Below are 18,146 nucleotides of genomic sequence, written 5' to 3' on the forward strand. Positions count from 1 at the left end.
GGAGGTTGCGCTGAGACTCGAACTGCGCGGCATCACCAAGCGGTTCGGTGATCTGGTCGCCAACGACCACATCGATCTGACGGTGGAGCCTGGAGAGATTCACGCCCTGCTCGGCGAGAACGGCGCGGGCAAGTCGACCCTGATGAACGTCCTCTACGGGCTCTACCAGCCCGACGAGGGCGAGATCCTGGTCGACGGCAAGCCGCTGAAGTTGAAGGGCCCGTCCGACGCGATCGCCGCCGGGATCGGCATGGTGCACCAGCACTTCATGCTGGTGCCGGTCTTCACCGTCGCCGAAAACATCATGCTCGGCGCCGAGCAGGTCAAGGGCGGCATTGCCGGCTTCCTGGACCGACGCCGGGCCCGGCGCGGGGTCACCGAGGTGTCCGAGCGCTACAACCTCCAGGTCGATCCGGACGCGGTGATCGAGGATCTGCCGGTCGGCATCCAGCAGCGCGTCGAGATCGTCAAGGCGCTGACCCGCGACGTCGACCTGCTCATCCTGGACGAGCCGACCGCCGTGCTCACCCCTCAGGAGACCGAAGAACTGCTGACGGTCATGCGGTCGCTCAAAGCGGCCGGCAAATCGATCGTCTTCATCACCCACAAACTCGGCGAGGTCAAGGCCATCGCCGACCGGATCACGGTGATCCGACGCGGAAAGACCGTCGGCACCGCCTCGCCGGAGGCCAGCCGGGACGAGTTGGCCGCCCTGATGGTCGGGCGCAACGTCCGGCTCACCGTGGACAAGTCCCCGGCCACGCCGGGTGACCCGGTGCTGGAAGTGGCCGGGCTCGTCGTCGACGACGACCGGCAGATCCGCGCGGTCGACGGCATCGACCTGACCGTGCGCGCCGGTGAGGTGCTCGGCGTGGCGGGCGTACAGGGCAACGGTCAGACCGAGCTGATCGAGGCGATCATGGGCCTGCGCCCGGTGCTCGCCGGCACGGTCAGCCTGATCGGCGACCGGATCGACGGCTGGAAGACCAAGAAGGTGCTCCGCGCGGGCGTCGGCTACGTGCCCGAGGACCGCAGCGTGGACGGCCTGATCAAGGAGTTCAGCGTCGCGGAGAACCTGGTGCTGGACATCTACGACCGGCAGCCGTTCGGCGCCGGGCTCGCGCTCAAGCCGGACGCGATCGCGGCGTCGGCGAAGGAGCGGATCGAGCAGTTCGACGTCCGCACCTCATCGGCCGACGCGGCGGTGGGCACCCTCTCCGGCGGCAACCAGCAGAAGGTGATCGTGGCCCGGGAGCTGTCCCGGCCGCTGAAGCTCTTCATCGCCGCCCAGCCGACCCGTGGCGTCGACGTCGGGTCGATCGAGTTCATCCACAGCCAGATCATCCGCGAACGGGACATCGGCACCGCCGTCATGGTGGTCTCCAGCGAACTCGACGAGGTGATCGGGCTGGCCGACCGGATCGCGGTGATGTACCGCGGTCGGATCATCGGCATCGTCGGCCCGGACACCCCGCGCGAGGAGATCGGCCTGCTGATGGCCGGCATCAGCCCGGACGTGGCCCACGACGCCGTCGCGGCACCCGACGAGGGCCCGGCGAGCGCCGACGGTTCCGCGAGCGAGGACGAGGCATGACCAGCAACCCCAACCCGCAGTCGGGCTCCCCGGACAAGGAGCCGGCGAGCGAGGCGCAGGCCGCGCAGAACGCGCTCGGCAACACCGAACGGGCCGAGTTGGCGACCGAGCCGAGCCGCTCGGCGCCAGAGCCCGAGTCGGAGCCGAAGCCGAGCCTCGGCCGGTTGTTCCTGGACAACCTCTGGGCGGCCAACACCTTCACGGTGACGCTGTTGTCGTTGGTGCTGGCGATCGTGGTCGGCGCGGTGCTGATGATCATTTCTGATCCGACGGTGCTCTCCACCTACTCCTACATCACCTCCCGCCCGTCCGACGCGCTCAATTCCAGTTGGACGCTGGTCAGCGAGGCGTACGCGAACCTCTTCAAGGGCTCGGTCTTCGACCCCGAAGCGTTCTCCGGCTGGCTGAACGGCACCAACAGCTGGGTGGCCGTGCTCGCGCCGATCTCCGAGACGCTCACCTACGCCGCGCCGCTGGTCTTCACCGGCCTGTCGGTGGCGCTGGCCTTCCGTGGCGGCATGTTCAACATCGGCGCCCAGGGTCAGGCCACCATCGGCGTGATCATGGCGGCGCTGGCCGGTTTCCTGCTGCCACTGCCGCCCGGGCTGCACCTGCTGGTGGCGGTGCTGGCCGGCGCCCTGGGCGGGGCGATCTGGGGTTTCATCCCCGGCATCCTCAAGGCCCGTGCCGGCGCGCACGAGGTGATCAACACGATCATGCTCAACTACGTCGCCATGTACTTCCTCACCTGGCTGATCGTGCAGAACGGCGTGCAGGATCCGACCCGTACGGACGCGATCAGCAGGGCGGCGGACACCTCTGCCCAGCTGCCCCGACTCCTCGGCGACAACCTGCGGGTGCACGCCGGCATCCTGCTCGCCGTGCTGGCCACCTGGGCGGTCGCCTGGCTGCTGAACCGCTCGACGCTCGGCTTCGAGCTGCGCGCGGTCGGCGCCAACCCGGACGCCGCCCGCACCGCCGGCATCAGCGTCACGCGGACGTACATCCTGATCATGGTTTTCGCCGGCATCCTGGCGGGCCTCGGCGGCTCGAACATGGTGCTCGGCTCCACCGCCAGCGCGTTGACCCCGCTGGTGGTCGCGCAGATCGGCTTCGACGGCATCCTGGTGGCGCTGCTCGGTCGGGTGAAGCCCTGGGGGGTGTTGCTGGCCGCGCTGCTGTTCGGGGCGCTTCAGGCCGGTGGCAACCGGATGCAGTCGTACTCCGGGATCTCGCTGGAGCTGGTGACCGTGCTCCAGGCGCTGATCGTCATCTTCATCGCCGCGCCGGCCCTGGTGAAGGCGATCTTCCAGCTCCGGGCCGCGCGAGCCGCCCGGTTGCAGACGAGCCTGGCGAAGGGCTGGTAACTCATGTCCACCATGGCTGTCCCCGACATCGCGGTCGCCCCGGTCGACGAGGGCTTCTGGACCCGTAGCCGCAAGGTCGGCCTCATGCTGCTGGGGCTGGGCCTGCTGGCCGCGGTGCTCTTCGGCGCGCTCGCCACCGACCAGCAGGCCCGGTTCACGCTCAGCGAGGACGCGGCCGGCGCCGCATTGGAGATCAACGGCACGATCGGGGCGGTCCTGTTCGGGATCATCGCGATTGCCGCCGGAGCGGCGCTGCTCGCCGGCGTACCGAAGCGGTGGTTCCTGCCCGTGCTCGGCGTCGGGCTCGTCGGCTTCGTGCTCTCGTTCCTCTGCTGGCAGGTCTCCGCCGCACCGGCCGGGCAGAACTTCATGCCGCTGGTCAACATCATCCGGGGCACGTTCATCCTGGCCCTGCCGCTGATCTTCGGTGCGCTCGCCGGGGTGCTCTGCGAGCGGTCCGGTGTGGTCAACGTGGCCATCGAGGGCCAACTGCTGATGGGCGCCTTCAGCGGCGCGCTCTTCGGCAGCATCTCCGGCAGCGTCTGGGTGGGTCTTGTCGCCGCCGCCCTCGGCGGCGCGTTCATCTCGCTGCTGCTGGCCGTCTTCGCCATCCGCTACCTGGTCGACCAGGTCGTCATGGGCATCGTGCTGAACCTGCTGGCGGTCGGCGTCACCGGCTTCCTCTACGAGCGGCTGATGCAGACCGACGCGGCGAAATACAACAGCGCGCCCCGCTTCAGCAACTGGGAGATCCCGCTGCTGAAGGACATTCCGGTGCTCGGGCCGGCGCTGTTCCGCGGCAACATCTTCCTCTACGTCGGGCTGCTGCTGGTGCTGGTGATCCACATCGGGCTGTTCCGCACCCGGTGGGGCCTGCGTACCCGCTCGGTCGGCGAGCACCCGGTCGCCGCCGACACGCTCGGCGTCAAGGTGCTGCGGGTGCGTTACCGCAACGTGCTGCTGGCCGGCGTGGTCGCCGGCATCGGCGGCGCGTCCTACACGCTGGCGCTCTACTCATTCACCAAGAACATGATCGGCGGCAAGGGCTTCATCGCACTTGCCGCGCTGATCTTCGGCCGCTGGAACCCGACCGGTGCGCTGCTTGCCGCGCTCTTCTTCGGTTTCGCCGACCAGCTCGCCACCTACCTGGGCGCGATCAGCAGCTCCATTCCCAGCCAGTTCCTGGCCATGCTGCCCTACCTGGCGACCATCCTGGCGGTCGCCGGGCTGGTCGGCCGGGTCCGGGCACCGGCCGCCGACGGCAAGCCGTACATCAAGGGCTGACCCCGGACCCTCCCCGGGGGACCGCTGACCTCGTCGATCTAGGGCGAATCGTCGTGGCTAGAGATCAACTGGCCGCGATATGCCCTAGATCGACGCGGGGTGGGGGTGGGGGTGGGGGTGGGGTACCCGTGCCATGCCTGGGCTACTTCGGGAGAATGATGGGATGACCGAGATTGACTGGGCGCGGTTGCGCGCCGCCGCCACCGACGCGATGCGGCACGCCTACGCGCCGTACTCGACGTTCCCGGTCGGCGCGGCCGCGCTGGTCGACGACGGCCGCGTGGTGGTCGGCTGCAACGTGGAGAACGCGGCGTACGGGGTGACGCTCTGCGCCGAGTGCGGCGTGGTTTCGAGCCTGCACGCCACCGGCGGCGGACGACTCGTCGCGCTCTCCTGCGTCGATGCCACCGGCGAGCCGCTGATGCCGTGTGGCCGCTGTCGGCAGCTGCTCTGGGAGCATGGCGGGCCGGAGTGCCTGATCGAGAGCAAGACCCGCCCGCTGCGGATGGCCGAGTTGCTGCCGTACGCCTTTGGCGTGGAGGACCTGGAAGCCGTGACCGGGGAGATGCCGGTGCCGGTGGTCCCGGAGCGGCTGGCCGCCTGGCGGGGGTGCGGGACCGTCTTCGTGCACCCGGACATGTCCGCTGGTCAGCAGGTCTGGACCGCGTACTGGGAACGGTCGGCCGGAGACGACGCCGGCGCCGAGACCGGGGTGCTGGAGGAGGCGCCGAGCTGGGACGACCCGGCCGAGGCGATCACCTGGGGACTGGCGCGATCGCCCCGGGTGGTCGTGGTGGACGCGACCGGCACCATCTTCTGGGCCGGCGAGGGTGAGCCGCCGATGGAGATCCCTGTTCGCTGGTCTGCTGGCTGAGCTTTGGGGATTGGGCCGACCGTGCCCGGCGGAGGGATCAAGCCTGACCGCCCGGAGCCGGGCACGGTCGGCCCGATCCCTCGTGCCTACGGTCCGTGGGTCGGATCCGCATACGACTAGAAAAGATCTTCTGATGAGTGCTTTTGCTGCTGTTGACGTCATCCGGGTCAAGCGGGATGGGGGTGTGCTGTCGGACGCGCAGATCGACTGGGTGGTCGACGCGTACACCCGGGGGGTTGTCGCCGACGAGCAGATGTCCGCGCTGGCAATGGCGATCCTGCTCAACGGCATGACCGGGCCGGAGATCGCCCGGTGGACCGCCGCGATGATCGCCAGCGGTGAGCGGCTGGACCTCTCGGCGGTACGCCGGCCGACGGTCGACAAGCACTCCACCGGCGGCGTCGGCGACAAGATCACTCTGCCGCTCACCCCGCTGGTGGCGGCGTGCGGTGCAGCGGTACCACAGTTGAGCGGTCGGGGTCTCGGGCACACCGGCGGCACATTGGACAAGTTGGAGTCCATTCCGGGCTGGCGGGCCACGGTGCGCAACGACGAGTTCATCGCCCAGCTGGACGAGGTCGGCGCGGTGATCTGCGCGGCCGGTGCCGGGCTCGCCCCCGCCGACCGCAAGCTGTACGCGCTGCGCGACGTGACCGGCACCGTGGAGGCCATCCCGCTGATCGCCAGCTCGATCATGAGCAAGAAGATCGCCGAGGGCACAGGTGCGCTGGTCCTCGACGTCAAGGTCGGCTCGGGTGCCTTCATGAAGTCCGTCGACCAGGCCCGCGAGTTGGCTCGCACCATGGTCGAGTTGGGTGGCGCGCACGGCGTGCGGACGGTCGCTCTGCTCACCGACATGTCCACCCCGCTCGGCCTGGCGATCGGCAACGCGGTCGAGGTTACCGAGTCGGTCGAGGTGCTGGCCGGTGGTGGGCCGGCCGACGTGGTGGAGCTGACGCTTGCCCTGGCCCGGGAGATGCTCGACGCCGCCGGCCTGCCGCACGCCGATCCGGCGGCGGCGCTGCGGGACGGCCGGGCGATGGACTCCTGGCGGGCGATGATCCGGGCGCAGGGTGGCGACCCGGATGCGCCGATGCCAGAGGCCGCCGAGGTCGAGGTGGTCCGTGCCGGGCAGGACGGGCACGTCGCGGCCATCGACGCGTACGCCATGGGTGTTGCGGCGTGGCGGCTCGGCGCGGGTCGGGCCCGCAAGGAGGACCCGGTCAGCGTGCCGGCCGGTGTGGTGTTGCACAAGCGACCGGGCGACGCGGTGCGGGCCGGTGACCCCCTCTACGAGCTGCGGGCCGAGGACGCGACGCGGATTCCGGCGGCGCTGGCCGAGGCTGCCGACGCGGTGCGGATCGTGCCGACGGCTCCGGCGTCGACGCCGCTGGTCATCGAGCGCATCGGCTGATCGAACGGGGGGTCGGGGTGGCGTGGTGCCGATCACCTGGGAGCGCTATTGTCGCAGGCCAAGGGGGGACAACCGGCCTTGAGCCGGCGCGAGCAGACAGGAAGATCCGCCGTGAGCGTTGCTGCCCCCGACCCACGTGAGGTGCGCGAGGCGAGCCTGGACGAGCTGTCCCGGCTCGGCCTGCCGTTGCCGCCGGCCCAGTTCCCGCTCGTCTGGGAGCCGGGTGACGAGATCGAACTGCGCCCCACGGTGGAGATCGAGGCGCGGATCGCCGTGCTGCACCTCATCCTGGCCCGCTGTTTCGGGATGCCCCCGCAGTCGGCGATGAGTTGGCTGCTCGGTTCGCACCTGGTCGAGATGGTCACCCCACCGGAGTGGCAGTTCGTGATGGGCGGCAAGGGCGACCACCGCTCGTTCGTGCTGCACCACGACGCGCTGTTCGCGCTGGCCTGGGTGCTCGGGTTGAGCAAGCAGCTCGACCCCACCCTGGCCGTCGACGAACGGCTGGTCGAACGGCTGCCGCACCTCGCCGAGGGGGAGACGTTTCCGCACTGGCGTTCCCGGATCCTCGCGGCGCCGCAGCACCCGGCCGACGCGGCTGCCCTGCTCGACCTGCACTACTGCCTGGACTGGGCGTACCTGGAGACCGAGCGCAGCGGCCGGCCGGTGCCGGGCCTGATCGACGCGAATGCGATCGGGCAGCGGCGCTGGGCACTGGAGTGGGCGGTGATCCTGCGCGGGCCCTACCACGATGAGCCGCCCGGCTGGGAAGAGGTCGACCTCTCCACCTGAGCTCAGCGGAGCCTGAGCTCAGCGGGGTCGGTACGCGTCCACTCGAACCGCCACGGTCACCCGGACCGGCTCGGGCAGTGCGGCCAGCCGGGCGGCGAGGGCGCCCGGGTCGGTGTGCCAGGCGCTCGGGCCCATCCCGACCAGGCTGGCGGCCTCCGCTCGGTGCAGGGCCAGCTCCGCCCGGTGCACCGCCGAGCTGACCGGTGTGAAGTGTCCTCCCAGGCTGCCGGCCACCCGGTCCGCCTTGTCCGGGTCCACCCGCAGCAGGTCGAGGGCATCCACCAGCTCGGTGAGATGGTCGGTGTCGGGCGTGACCACCAGTAGCGTGCCGGCCGGGTCGAGCACCCGGTGGAACTCCGGGCCGTTGCGCGGTGCGAAGACGTTCAGCAGCACGGCGGTCGAGGCGTCTGCCAGCGGCAACCGTTGCCAGGTGTCGGCGAGCGCCGCGGCGGCCCGGGGATGCGCGCGGGCCGCGCGGCGCAGCGCCGGCTTGGACACGTCCAGGGCCAGACCCACCGCGTCCGGCAACGCCGCCAGCACCGCGCCGAGATACCGGCCGGTGCCGGCGCCGGCATCCACCACCAGGGGGTACGCCCCGAAGCCCGGCGCCGTCGGGTCGACCCGTACCTCTGCTGTTGGATCCTTTGCTCTGCTTACCCCGACGCAACAGTTCGGCCCGGTCGCCGTTGCGTCGGTTGAAGCAGAGCAAAGGGCGGGCGGGGGAGGTCCCGGGGGCGGCGCGGCCGTTGCCCTGAGCCGGGCGGCGGCCTGCGTCGCGGCGTCGGCGAGGGCGCCCGAGATGACGTCGTAGTGCCCGGCGGCGAGGAAGTCCGCCCGCGCGGCGACCATCTCAGCGGTGTCACCGACGTGTGGGGCGCGACCCGCGAGCAGGTTGACGTAGCCCTGGCGGGCGATGTCGAAGCTGTGTCGGCGCGGGCAGCGCAGGGCCCTCGTGTCCGTGGCCTGCCCCAGCGGTTCGCCGCAGACCGGGCAGCGCAGCCGGTCGACGATGCGAGGGTCCACGCTCAGGTCGCCGGGCGCTGTCGAGGGCGGGGAGCCCGTCCGTCCAGCCACCGTGGCGCGTCCATGCCGCCCAGCTTAGCCGCCTGGTTGACGTGTCATCGAAATGCCCGGATGAGCGGCCTGCTCGGCCGGGCAGAGCGGGTTGACTAGGGTCTGAGCATGGTCGCAACTATCCAGTACGAGGACATCGTCAAGGTTCCGAAGGCGCTGCTGCACGACCACCTTGACGGCGGGCTGCGGCCGGCGACGATCGTCGACCTGGCCGTCGAGGTGGGCCACGAGCTGCCCACCACCGATCCGGAGGCGCTCGGACGCTGGTTCGTGGACGCGGCCGACTCCGGCTCGCTGGAGCGTTACCTTGAGACGTTCGCGCACACCGTGGCGGTCATGCAGACCGCGCCCGCGCTGCGTCGGGTGGCCCGGGAGTGCGCGCTGGACCTGGCCGCGGACGGAGTGGTCTACGCCGAGGTGCGCTTTGCCCCGGAACAGCACCTGGAGCAGGACCTCAGCCTGGACGAGGTGGTCGAGGCGGTGTTGGCCGGGTTCGCCGAAGGCACCGCCCAGGCTGTCGAGGCGGGCCTGACCATCCGGGTGGGCACACTGCTCACCGCGATGCGGCACGCCGCCCGTTCCCAGGAGATCGCCGAGCTGGCCGTGCGGCACCGGGACGCCGGTGTGGTCGGCTTCGACATCGCCGGCGCCGAGGCGGGCTTCCCGCCCACCCGGCACCTGGACGCCTTCGAGTACCTGCAGCGGGAAAACTTCCACTTCACCATCCACGCCGGCGAGGCGTTCGGTCTGCCGTCGATCTGGCAGGCGATCCAGTGGTGCGGAGCGGACCGGCTCGGCCACGGCGTGCGGATCGTCGACGACATCGCTCCCGACGGCGCGCTCGGCCGGCTGGCCGCGTACGTCCGGGACAAGCGGATCCCCCTGGAGCTGTGCCCCTCGTCGAACGTGCAGACCGGCGCGGTGGCCTCGATCGCGGACCACCCGATCGGCCTGCTGCGGGACCTGCGGTTCCGGGCCACCGTCAACACCGACAACCGGCTGATGAGCGGCACCTCGATGTCGCGGGAGATGTCGCTGCTGGTGGACACGTTCGGCTACGGCTGGAAGGAGCTGCAGTGGTTCACGATCAACGCGATGAAGAGCGCCTTCATCCCGTTCGACGAGCGGCTGCGGATCATCGATGAGGTGATCAAGCCGGCGTACGCCAAGCTGCTGGCCTGACCTCCTCAGCCGCGCGGGTGGCCGGCGAGCAGCCCGGCCACTCGGTGCAGCACCTCCCCGGCGCGGGCCGCCTCCGCGCCCAACCCGGTCTGCCGACGCAACACCGCGGGCTCGGCCCGAAGCAGCGCCACGCCGCGCCGGACCAGCACCCGGGGCGCCTTGCGCTGCTCGGACAGGTCGCGGGCCAGCCGACGCAGGAAGGTCGCGCCGCGTGGTCGACGCAGCGCGTACGCCCCGGCGAGCAGTCCTCGGCGACGGCACTCATCGACGATCTCCGCGGCAAAAATCCCTTCGGCCACGAAAAGTGGCGATCCGGCGACATCGAATGGCCGGGTGGCCACCCGTCGATCTGCGTCGATCGCATAAACCGGCACATCGGCCCGGCCGTCGCGAGCTAGTCGGGCAATGATTTCCACCGCCGTCGGGGCATCCCAGGACTGCGGCGATTCCCAATCCACCTGGCCGTTTCGTCGCGGCAACGTAGGGTCATCACCGTCTTTGTAGAAGTCGTCCAAGCAGAGCACCGGCAACCCGGTTTGCTGCGCTATGTACGACTTTCCGGAGCCGGAAGGGCCGGCGAGCAGGACAACGCGGTGCGGATATTCCATTACCTTCAGTTACTCCGGCCAGACGGACTGCTATCAAATCGCATCAACATCTCATCACACCTTGGGCAGGTGACAACCTGGGCTTTCTTCTTACGGACCGGCGTGATGGAATCTCGGGGGTCCGACCCGCCGGGTCGGTCGCTGAGCGTTGCCCGGGGCAACGCGTTGAAGCTGTAATCGCGAGGGCGGTGACGTGAGCAAACGGCCACAGACGGCGGGCTCCCTCCTGTCGCGGCTGCGCCGGCCGGCCAGCCGGCTCCGGGACATGCCGATCTGGTCCAAGCTCGGTCTCATCATGATCGTGCCGACCATCGCCACGGTCGTGGTGGGTACCAGTGGTCTTGTCGACCACGTGGAGACGCTCAACAATGCCAACCGAGCCGGCGACCTGGCCAACCTGTCGAGCTATTCAGGCAGCCTGGTCGACACACTGCAGGACGAGCGGACCGCCGCCGTGCTGCTGCTGGGGGCGGACGGGACGCAGCCGACGGCGCAGTACCAGGAGGCATACAACCGGGTGAACACCCGGGTGGACCAGGAGATGCGCCCCTACCGGCAGCAGCGGGCCCAAGTCGAGGACCTGCCGAGCAGCCTGGAGACGCTGCTCGACGGCATCGACCAGAACCTGCGGGACCTGTCGGGCATCCGCAGTCAGGTGTTCAACGGCAAGCTCGCGCTCACCGAGACCGTCCAGGCGTACGAGGGTCTGATCAGTGACCTGCTCGCCATCCGTGACTCGGCCACGCAGCTCGCCGGCGACAACGACCTGAGCGACCGGATGCGCGCCGCCGCGGCGGTCGCCCGGGAGAAGGAGTTCCTCGCCGCACGCCGGGTCGTGGTGCACCGCGCGCTGGGTGTCAAGGGTGGCAAACGCCTGACTCCGGCGCTGCGCACCGACTACATCGCCAGTGGCACCGGCCAGCAGCAGGCGCTGCAGAGCTTCAAGGCCGTCGCCACCCCGGACGACGCGAAGTTCCACGACCAGACGGTCGCGGGCGGCGACCGCCGGGAGGCGCAGAACTACACCGGCTGGATCGACGGCAACACCACCGGCGACATGCGCGGTGCGCCGTTCGGGCCGGACCAGTGGGAGGCCGCCATGACGGCCAACGCCAAGCTGATCCGCACCGTCGAGAAGAAGCTCGACGGCGAAGTGGTCGCCGAAGCCGACAACCTCCGCGCGGACGTCCAGCGCCAGGTGTTCCTGGAGACCGGCCTGCTGCTCAGCATGCTGCTGCTGGCCATCCTCTTCGCGTACCTGGTCGCCCGCTCGATGGCCCGTTCACTGCGTGAGTTGCGGCAGGGTGCGCTCTCCGTCGCCCAGTACGGCCTGCCCCAGGCCGTGGCTCGACTGCGTGACCCGCAGGTCGTCGGGCAGCTCTCCCCGGTGCAGCTGGCCAACCAGATCGCCGAGCCGCTGCCGGTTCGCAGCAAGGACGAGTTCGGCCAGGTGACCGAGGCATTCAACGCCGTCCACCTGGAAGCCGTCCGCACGGCCGCCGAGCAGGCGGCACTGCGCGCCTCCGTCGCGACCATGTTCGTCAACCTGGCCCGTCGTTCGCAGATCCTGGTCGACCGCCTCATCGGGCACCTCGACCGGCTGGAGCGCGGCGAGGAAGACCCGGACCGGCTGGCCGAGCTGTTCCAGCTCGACCACCTCGCCACCCGGATGCGCCGCAACGACGAGAACCTGCTGGTGCTCGCCGGTGCCGACTCCACCCGTGTGCAGCGTGAGCCGGCCGCCCTCATCGACGTGCTGCGCGCCGCGCAGTCCGAGGTCGAGCACTACACCCGGATCGAGTTCGGTGTCATCGACCGTGACATCGAGGTCGCCGCGCACGCGGTCAACGACCTGGTGCACCTCGTCGCCGAGCTGTTCGACAACGCCACCGCGTTCTCGCCGCCCGACTCGCAGGTGATGGTCGAGGCCCGCCGGGTCGGCGACCGCTCCTCGCTCTACGTCGAGGACCGCGGTATCGGCATCAGCAACGAGCAGTTGCATGACCTCAACGAGCGGCTCGCGACGCCGCCGCAGGTGGACGTGGCCGTGTCCCGGATGATGGGCCTGGTCGTGGTCGCGCGGCTGGCATCCCGGCATGGTGTCCGCGTCGAGCTGCGCCCCGGCTCCGACCGCGGCACGGTCGCCGACGTGACCCTGCCCACCTCGGTGCTGGTGCCCCGGGCGCTCTCCGGCCGGGTGCAGCAGCCCCCGGCCCTGCCGGCGGCCGGCGGCCCCCAGCACGGTGGACCCGCACCGGCCTTCGGCGCGCTGCCCGCGCTGGGCAACGGCCCTCGCCCGAGCGAGTCCGGCAACCAGGTCACCCTCGGCGGTCGTCCGTTCGACCCCGCATCGCGCAACGGTGCCGGCACGCCCGCCAACACCGGTGCGTACCGCTCGATGCCGGCCTGGTCCGACCTGACCGGCGCGGCCGAGACGAACGGCGTCAACGGCGGCGACGGGTTCACCCCGCGGCCCGCCAACGGCCCGCCGATCGACCCGCTGCCGCAGCGGCGTGCCGGGGACGACACCCCGACCACCGGCCAGCAGCCGTCCATTCCCCGGCAGTTGCCGAGCAGCCCCGAGGCGCATCCGTATTCGGCACCGCCGGTCTCCGCGCAGCCCTACTCCGGCGCGCCGGTCTCCGCCTCTCCGGCTTCCGGGCAGCCGTACTCCGGGCAGCCGTACTCGGGCGCGCCGTACGGCGGTGCGCCGGTGTCCGCCGCCCCGGCTTCCGGGCAGCCGTACGGCGGTGCGCCGGTGTCGGCGTCGCCAGCGTCCGGTCAGCCCTACTCGGGGCAGCCGTACTCTGCGCCGCCCGCATCGTCCGGGCAGTCGTTCAGCGGGTTCGCACCTCGATCCGCCCCGCCCGCGCAGGCGCCCAGCGCGCCCGCACCGCCGGCCTGGCCGCCGGTGCCGGGCGCCGACCGGGACGCGTCGACCCCGCCGGTGCCTGAGCGGCTCGCCGCCGCTCTGGACATGACGACGGAGCTGCCGCGCGTGCCGCGACCCGGCGAGCAGCCGGCCGCCGCACGGCAGCCGGCACCAGCCCCAGCCCCAGTCCCGGTCCCGGCGCAAGCTCCGCAGAATCAGCCGGCGCCGCAGCAACCGCAGGCGCAGAACCGCCAGCGGTACGCGGACGAGACGATGGAGCTGCCGATCTTCCGGGAGCTCGAGTCGGCCTGGTTCCGGACCCGACGCCCGGGCTCGGAGGAGGCTGCGGCCGGTGCCGAGCCGGCGACGAACGGCGACACCGCGACCCAGCAGTTCGCCACGGTCGAGGCCACCGGTCGGGCAGTCCACAAGACACCACCCGGGACGACAGGTAACACACCGATGGCAGACACTCCGACAGTCGGAGGAGCGCCGCGGGACAACGGCTCCACAGCGAACGAGGGTGCCCGCCCCAGCCTCGCCGAGAGCCTGCCGAACCGCCGGCCCCAACCGCAGACCAACGGCTGGCAGACCGCAGCTGACGACGGCTGGCGTGCCGCCTCGGCGGCGGCTGGCGCGGCGCCGGTGAGCGAAACCACCACTACCGGCCTGCCAAAGCGCAAGCCGATGGCGCAGTTGGTGCCGGGTGCGGTGGAGAAGCCCACCACCTCGGTCCAGCGTCGTTCCCCGGAGGCGGTCCGTGGCCTGCTCTCCGCCTACCACCGGGGCGTGCAGCGAGGGCGTAGCACCTCGGACACCCCGACCAGCCCGGAGGCAACTTCGGGAGGGCAATCCTCGCAGTCTGGCTCAGGCCCGGTGGCCGGGAGCGGGCAGAAGGAGCAAGAAGGATGACAACTACACAGGATCTTGGTTGGCTGCTGGCCAACTTCGCCGACCGGGTGCCCGGTGTCGCGCACGCGGTCGCCGTTTCGGCGGACGGCCTGCTCCTCGCGTCGTCACGGGATCTGCCGCGCGACCGGGCCGACCAGCTGGCCGCGATCTCATCGGGTCTGGTCAGCCTGACCCAGGGGGCAGCTCGCTGCTTCGAGGGAGGCGCGGTGCTGCAGACCGTCGTGGAGATGGACAATGGCTTCCTGTTCCTGATGTCCATCTCGGACGGCTCGTCCTTCGCCGTGCTGGCTGCCCGCAGCTCCGACGTAGGCCAGGTCGGCTACGAGATGGCGCTGCTGGTCGACCGGGTGGGCGACGCACTGACCCCGCAGCCGCGTGCGGCTGCGGGCATGCTGGGCTGACGCGTCGCCGATCGTGAGGTCGGCAAGACTGCAACGACGACAACGACGGGCTTCACCGGTGGGAGCCGGTAACGGGGTACGAAGGAGGTGAGCGGCGAGATGGCCGATCGTGACGAACCGACCGGAGCGTTGGTCCGTCCATACGCCGTGACCCGTGGTCGTACCCGTCCCCGGCTCGACATCGCGCTGGAGGCGCTCGTCGAGACGACGGTGCGCGGCCGGACCGCTGCCCATGGCAACGGTGGTGGCCGCGAACACCAGTACATCGCCGCGCTGTGTGACGGACGCGTCCAATCGCTCGCGGAGATCGCGGCGCGGATGCAGCTACCGCTCGGTGTGGCCCGGGTGCTCATCGCCGACATGGCGACCGACGGCCTGGTCGCGGTCCACGAGCCGACCATCCTGGACGACTCCGACGACGCGGTGGGCACTGAACTGCTGGAGAGGGTGCTGAGTGGACTTCGCAGGCTCTGACATGTCGCACCGCCCGCCGAACCCGAGCGGCCGCGTGACGTCGGCGAAGATCGTTATCGCCGGTGGATTCGGCGTCGGTAAGACAACGCTGGTCGGCTCGGTCTCGGAGATCACGCCGCTGACCACCGAGGCCATCATGACCTCCGCTGGCGTGGGCGTCGACGACACCCGGCAGGTGCCGGGCAAGACGACGACCACGGTGGCCATGGACTTCGGCCGGATCTCGATCGACCGTGACCTGATCCTGTACCTGTTCGGTACGCCGGGTCAGACCCGTTTCTGGTTCATGTGGGACGAACTGGTGCGGGGCGCGATCGGTGCGGTCGTGCTGGTGGACACCCGCCGGCTGGCCGACTGCTTCGCGGCGATCGATTTCTTCGAGCACCGACGCCTGCCGTACCTGGTGGCGATCAACTGCTTCGACGGGATGCAGTACCACGACCCGCAGGACGTTCGGGACGCCTTGGCGATCTCAAGCGACGTGCCGGTGGTGGCCTGCGACGCCCGTAACCGGGAGTCGACGAAGCACGTGCTGATCTCGCTGGTCGAGTACGTGCTCACCATGCGCCGTACGCGCGCCGTCGCCCCGGCCTGATCGGGGCGCGTCACGCCCGGTGGTGGCCGCGGCTGCCACCGGGCGCAACATGCTGCCCTGTCGGCCACCGCCCGGGCTCGTCGCTGCGACGACCGGTGTGCCGCCACGCCGCCTTCTGAGACTCTGGAAGCTGTCTGCCTCCCATCCCGGGGCGTTCCTCTTCCGAGATCTCCGAGAGGCGGCGTTGCCGTGTCCGGGGTTCATTCCTGTTGACGCGATCGCGCCCCCAGCCAGCTGACTGGGGGCGCGATCGCGTATGGAAGAGGGGCGACGGTCAGGACTGGTAACCGGCGGAGCGGTACTCGTACTCCCGATCGTCGTCGCGGTCCCCGTGGTCGCGGCTGAAGTCCCAGCCACCGGCTGCCTCGCGACCGGGACGACCACCCACCGCGAACCCGCCGATCTCCTGTCCGCGACGCCAGCCGCGGAAGTAGCCGGTGGTGTTCTCCGCGAGGCTCGCCGCATCACGCACTATGCGCAGTGGGCGCTCCTCGTGCAGCGGGGAACCAGGGACCAGGTTGGCCTTTGGCACGCGCTTCGGCAGCCCGGCGTTGGTCTCGGCGCCCACGGCGGGGCGGGCGGCCTGCTCTGCGGCCTGCCAGCCGGTGTCGGCCGTGGTCGACCAGTCCAGGTCGGACTCCTCGGCCTGCCCGACGAACCAGGCGGACTTGGCCTGCGCGAAGATCAGCAGATCGCCGTCACCCTCGTCGGCGACCGGCGGCGGTCGGTGCTCGACCGGCGGCGGTCGGTGCTCCACCGGGGGTGGCGGTCGGTGCTCGGCGGCGCGAGCGGCAGCCCGGCCGTTGCGAGCGGCCTGCTCCCGGTCGACCAACCGCAGCGGCGGCGTCTCGAGGTGCGGATCCGCGGGCGGGGTGAGCCCCCCGCGCAGCGCCCGGTCGGCCAGTGGCGGCGGCTCCACCAGCCTCAGCATGGGGGGTTCCTGCGGCAGGTCGTCCGCCAACCAGGGCGGGGTGACCCGACCGTCGGCCCGGCCCGGGTCGGTCGGAGCGTCGATGCCGCGACCGCCACCGTACGGGTAGGCCACCGGGTTGTTCGGCGAACTGTCGGCCGGGTCCTCCGGGATGTTGACCAGCGGCCAGTTGGCCCGGGAGCCCGGGGGCGCGGACTCCTGACCAGGCCGGGGGGTCGGCACCGGAATACTGAGATCAGTGGCGCTGAACCCGCCCGTGGACGGCTCGTCGACCGAGCGTTGCACTTGGCTCGACCGAGGCTCGCCGTTGGTCTTGGGGCGGGGCGGAATGACCGTGCGCTGCCGTTCGGCCCGCGCGTTGTTGATCGCGGCGGTGGTCAGCGTCGGCCGGAACGGCTCACCGGCCTCGGCCGGAGGCACCATGCCGCGCTGTGCCGGTGCGATCGGGGTGATCCCGGGCGGCGGAGGCGGCGGCGAGGAGACCGGTCGGTTGGTCGGACCGTCGATCCGGCTGGGGAGCGGCTCGCGCCCGGGCAGCGTGGACGCTGGCGGACCAGCCATCGCTGCCGGGGCCATCGGCGCGGGTGCGATCGGCGGCGGCGTGACCGGAGCCGGGGCGACCGGAGGTGGCCCGAGTGGACGGGGCGAGGCCAGCGGTGCGTTACCCGGGACCGGCTCGGGGCGGCTGCGCCGCCCGAGGGCGGGTGCGGGCTCGGCAGCGGCCGGGGTGGGCCGGACCGGCCGCATCCCGGCACCGGTGCCGGCCAGACCGGTCAGCTCGCCGACCGACTCGCCACGGCGGGCAGCGGCACGGCGGCCGGGTGCCTGGGCAGGCGTGCCGACCCGTGAGCCGAGCGCGCTGACCAGTGCCTCACACCCCGCGTCGCAGGCGCGTACGGCGGCGACGGCCTGGCGGACCGTCTCGGCCACCGCGGACGTGAGCGCCCGGTTGACCGCGGCGCGGCGCGGCGTCTCGGAGATGGCCACCCGCAGGGCAGTGACCGCTTCGTTGATCTCTTCGGCGTCGGCGACCCCGTCGGCGGCGAGGTGCGCGGCGATGGCATCCGCCGCGACCGACACCTCGCGGCCCCGGGCGACGGTGCCGCCGAGCATGCCCGGCTCGGGCAGGGCGTCCAGCACTGCCAGAGAGACCGGCTCGGCCGGATCCGGGTATGCGCGCAGGGCCGCCGGGTAGAGCTCACGCAGAACCTCGCGCAGCGCCACGGCCGCAGAGTGTCGACCGCTGGCCAGAGCGGCGTGCGCGGCGAGCACCTGCTTGTAGCCGGCGAGGTCCCGGGGTGCCGGCAGGGTGACCGCGGAGAGCGCGCCTGCCTGCAACGCACGGGCCAGGCCGACGGCCCGTCGTTCGGCCGGAGGTGACTGCATCTCCTCCAGGGAGTCGTCATCGGCGAACCGCTCGGCGAAGTCGTCCACCGAGTCGTCGTCGGCGATCGCCAGGGGTCGACCCGCCGCGCTCAGCAGCGAGATGACCGTGTGGTCGTCGCTGTCGGCGGCGATGGCCGCACCGCTCGGCCCGCCCGACCGCTCCACGAGCAGCGCGACGAGCTGGGCGTAGCCAGCGGCGTCGTCGCTGATCTCGCAGACATGCAGCAGACGGCCTGCGTCATCGACCACAGCGGACGTCAGCGTCGAGCCGGCGGAGGCCGGTCGGTCAGCCGGATCCGCCGAGGCCAGACCGCAGTAAACGCGCACGAGCGCCACGGCGTCGCCCTCCTCCCGGGACAGGTCTTTCCTCTGCCAGCAACTGATGC

The 18,146-nt window shown here is 71.2% G+C and carries 14 protein-coding genes; 11 read left to right on the forward strand and 3 right to left on the reverse strand.

What is annotated here, in order from left to right; genetic code table 11:
• Positions 1-70 precede the first annotated feature (70 nt).
• From OG811_RS14640 to OG811_RS14665, 6 genes are all read left to right on the forward strand, one after another.
• Positions 71-1,594, forward strand: coding sequence for an ABC transporter ATP-binding protein (locus OG811_RS14640; protein ID WP_406075735.1), 1,524 nt, complete (start codon positions 71-73; stop codon positions 1,592-1,594).
• The gene (locus OG811_RS14645) at positions 1,591-2,961 is read left to right on the forward strand and encodes an ABC transporter permease (protein ID WP_406074891.1); all 1,371 of its coding nucleotides are present in this window, start codon (positions 1,591-1,593) and stop codon (positions 2,959-2,961) included. Before OG811_RS14640 ends, OG811_RS14645 begins: the two co-directional genes overlap by 4 nt.
• A gap of 3 nt (positions 2,962-2,964) precedes the next feature.
• On the forward strand, positions 2,965-4,245 hold the full coding sequence (locus tag OG811_RS14650; protein ID WP_406074892.1) for an ABC transporter permease: 1,281 nt from the start codon (positions 2,965-2,967) through the stop codon (positions 4,243-4,245).
• Between the two features lie 163 nt (positions 4,246-4,408).
• Positions 4,409-5,119 (forward strand): cytidine deaminase, encoded by a 711-nt coding sequence (locus OG811_RS14655; protein ID WP_406074893.1) that lies wholly within the window; start codon positions 4,409-4,411, stop codon positions 5,117-5,119.
• Between the two features lie 133 nt (positions 5,120-5,252).
• Positions 5,253-6,533, forward strand: a complete 1,281-nt coding sequence (locus tag OG811_RS14660) for a thymidine phosphorylase (protein WP_406074895.1) — start codon at positions 5,253-5,255, stop codon at positions 6,531-6,533.
• Between the two features lie 111 nt (positions 6,534-6,644).
• On the forward strand, positions 6,645-7,325 hold the full coding sequence (locus OG811_RS14665) for a DUF4272 domain-containing protein (protein ID WP_406074897.1): 681 nt from the start codon (positions 6,645-6,647) through the stop codon (positions 7,323-7,325).
• A gap of 18 nt (positions 7,326-7,343) precedes the next feature.
• On the opposite strand, the gene OG811_RS14670 is transcribed toward OG811_RS14665, so the two are convergent.
• On the reverse strand, positions 7,344-8,348 hold the full coding sequence (locus OG811_RS14670; RefSeq protein WP_406075736.1) for a putative RNA methyltransferase: 1,005 nt from the start codon (positions 8,346-8,348) through the stop codon (positions 7,344-7,346).
• A gap of 159 nt (positions 8,349-8,507) precedes the next feature.
• Between OG811_RS14670 and OG811_RS14675 the strand changes: the two genes are divergently transcribed.
• The gene (locus OG811_RS14675) at positions 8,508-9,581 is read left to right on the forward strand and encodes an adenosine deaminase (RefSeq protein ID WP_406074898.1); all 1,074 of its coding nucleotides are present in this window, start codon (positions 8,508-8,510) and stop codon (positions 9,579-9,581) included.
• A 5-nt stretch (positions 9,582-9,586) separates the two neighbouring features.
• Here the strand turns inward: OG811_RS14675 and OG811_RS14680 are convergent, their stop codons facing one another.
• Complete coding sequence (locus tag OG811_RS14680) at positions 9,587-9,880, reverse strand: hypothetical protein (RefSeq protein WP_406074900.1); 294 nt, start codon at positions 9,878-9,880, stop codon at positions 9,587-9,589.
• A 502-nt stretch (positions 9,881-10,382) separates the two neighbouring features.
• Here OG811_RS14680 and OG811_RS14685 point away from each other — a divergent pair.
• From OG811_RS14685 to OG811_RS14700, 4 genes are all read left to right on the forward strand, one after another.
• On the forward strand, positions 10,383-13,973 hold the full coding sequence (locus tag OG811_RS14685; protein ID WP_406074901.1) for a nitrate- and nitrite sensing domain-containing protein: 3,591 nt from the start codon (positions 10,383-10,385) through the stop codon (positions 13,971-13,973).
• Positions 13,970-14,374, forward strand: a complete 405-nt coding sequence (locus OG811_RS14690) for a roadblock/LC7 domain-containing protein (RefSeq protein WP_030329023.1) — start codon at positions 13,970-13,972, stop codon at positions 14,372-14,374. Before OG811_RS14685 ends, OG811_RS14690 begins: the two co-directional genes overlap by 4 nt.
• Before the next feature lie 99 nt (positions 14,375-14,473).
• The gene (locus OG811_RS14695) at positions 14,474-14,848 is read left to right on the forward strand and encodes a DUF742 domain-containing protein (RefSeq protein ID WP_406074903.1); all 375 of its coding nucleotides are present in this window, start codon (positions 14,474-14,476) and stop codon (positions 14,846-14,848) included.
• A 1-nt stretch (position 14,849) separates the two neighbouring features.
• The gene (locus OG811_RS14700; protein WP_007455465.1) at positions 14,850-15,443 is read left to right on the forward strand and encodes an ATP/GTP-binding protein; all 594 of its coding nucleotides are present in this window, start codon (positions 14,850-14,852) and stop codon (positions 15,441-15,443) included.
• A 274-nt stretch (positions 15,444-15,717) separates the two neighbouring features.
• Here the strand turns inward: OG811_RS14700 and OG811_RS14705 are convergent, their stop codons facing one another.
• The gene (locus OG811_RS14705; protein WP_406075737.1) at positions 15,718-18,120 is read right to left on the reverse strand and encodes a transposase; all 2,403 of its coding nucleotides are present in this window, start codon (positions 18,118-18,120) and stop codon (positions 15,718-15,720) included.
• Between the last annotated feature and the right edge of the window lie 26 nt (positions 18,121-18,146).

The sequence above is a fragment of the Micromonospora sp. NBC_01638 genome (genome assembly GCF_045209745.1).
In the GTDB taxonomy this organism is placed as follows: Bacteria; Actinomycetota; Actinomycetes; order Mycobacteriales; family Micromonosporaceae; genus Micromonospora.

Excerpts from the sequence above, each read along its gene's own strand:
- OG811_RS14655 (WP_406074893.1), top strand. The coding sequence starts at position 4,409 with ATGACCGAGATTGACTGGGCGCGGTTGCGCGCCGCCGCCACCGACGCG.
- OG811_RS14695 (WP_406074903.1), top strand. The coding sequence starts at position 14,474 with ATGGCCGATCGTGACGAACCGACCGGAGCGTTGGTCCGTCCATACGCC.
- OG811_RS14700 (WP_007455465.1), top strand. The coding sequence starts at position 14,850 with ATGTCGCACCGCCCGCCGAACCCGAGCGGCCGCGTGACGTCGGCGAAG.
- OG811_RS14675 (WP_406074898.1), top strand. The coding sequence starts at position 8,508 with ATGGTCGCAACTATCCAGTACGAGGACATCGTCAAGGTTCCGAAGGCG.
- OG811_RS14660 (WP_406074895.1), top strand. The coding sequence starts at position 5,253 with ATGAGTGCTTTTGCTGCTGTTGACGTCATCCGGGTCAAGCGGGATGGG.
- OG811_RS14645 (WP_406074891.1), top strand. The coding sequence starts at position 1,591 with ATGACCAGCAACCCCAACCCGCAGTCGGGCTCCCCGGACAAGGAGCCG.
- OG811_RS14690 (WP_030329023.1), top strand. The coding sequence starts at position 13,970 with ATGACAACTACACAGGATCTTGGTTGGCTGCTGGCCAACTTCGCCGAC.
- OG811_RS14650 (WP_406074892.1), top strand. The coding sequence starts at position 2,965 with ATGTCCACCATGGCTGTCCCCGACATCGCGGTCGCCCCGGTCGACGAG.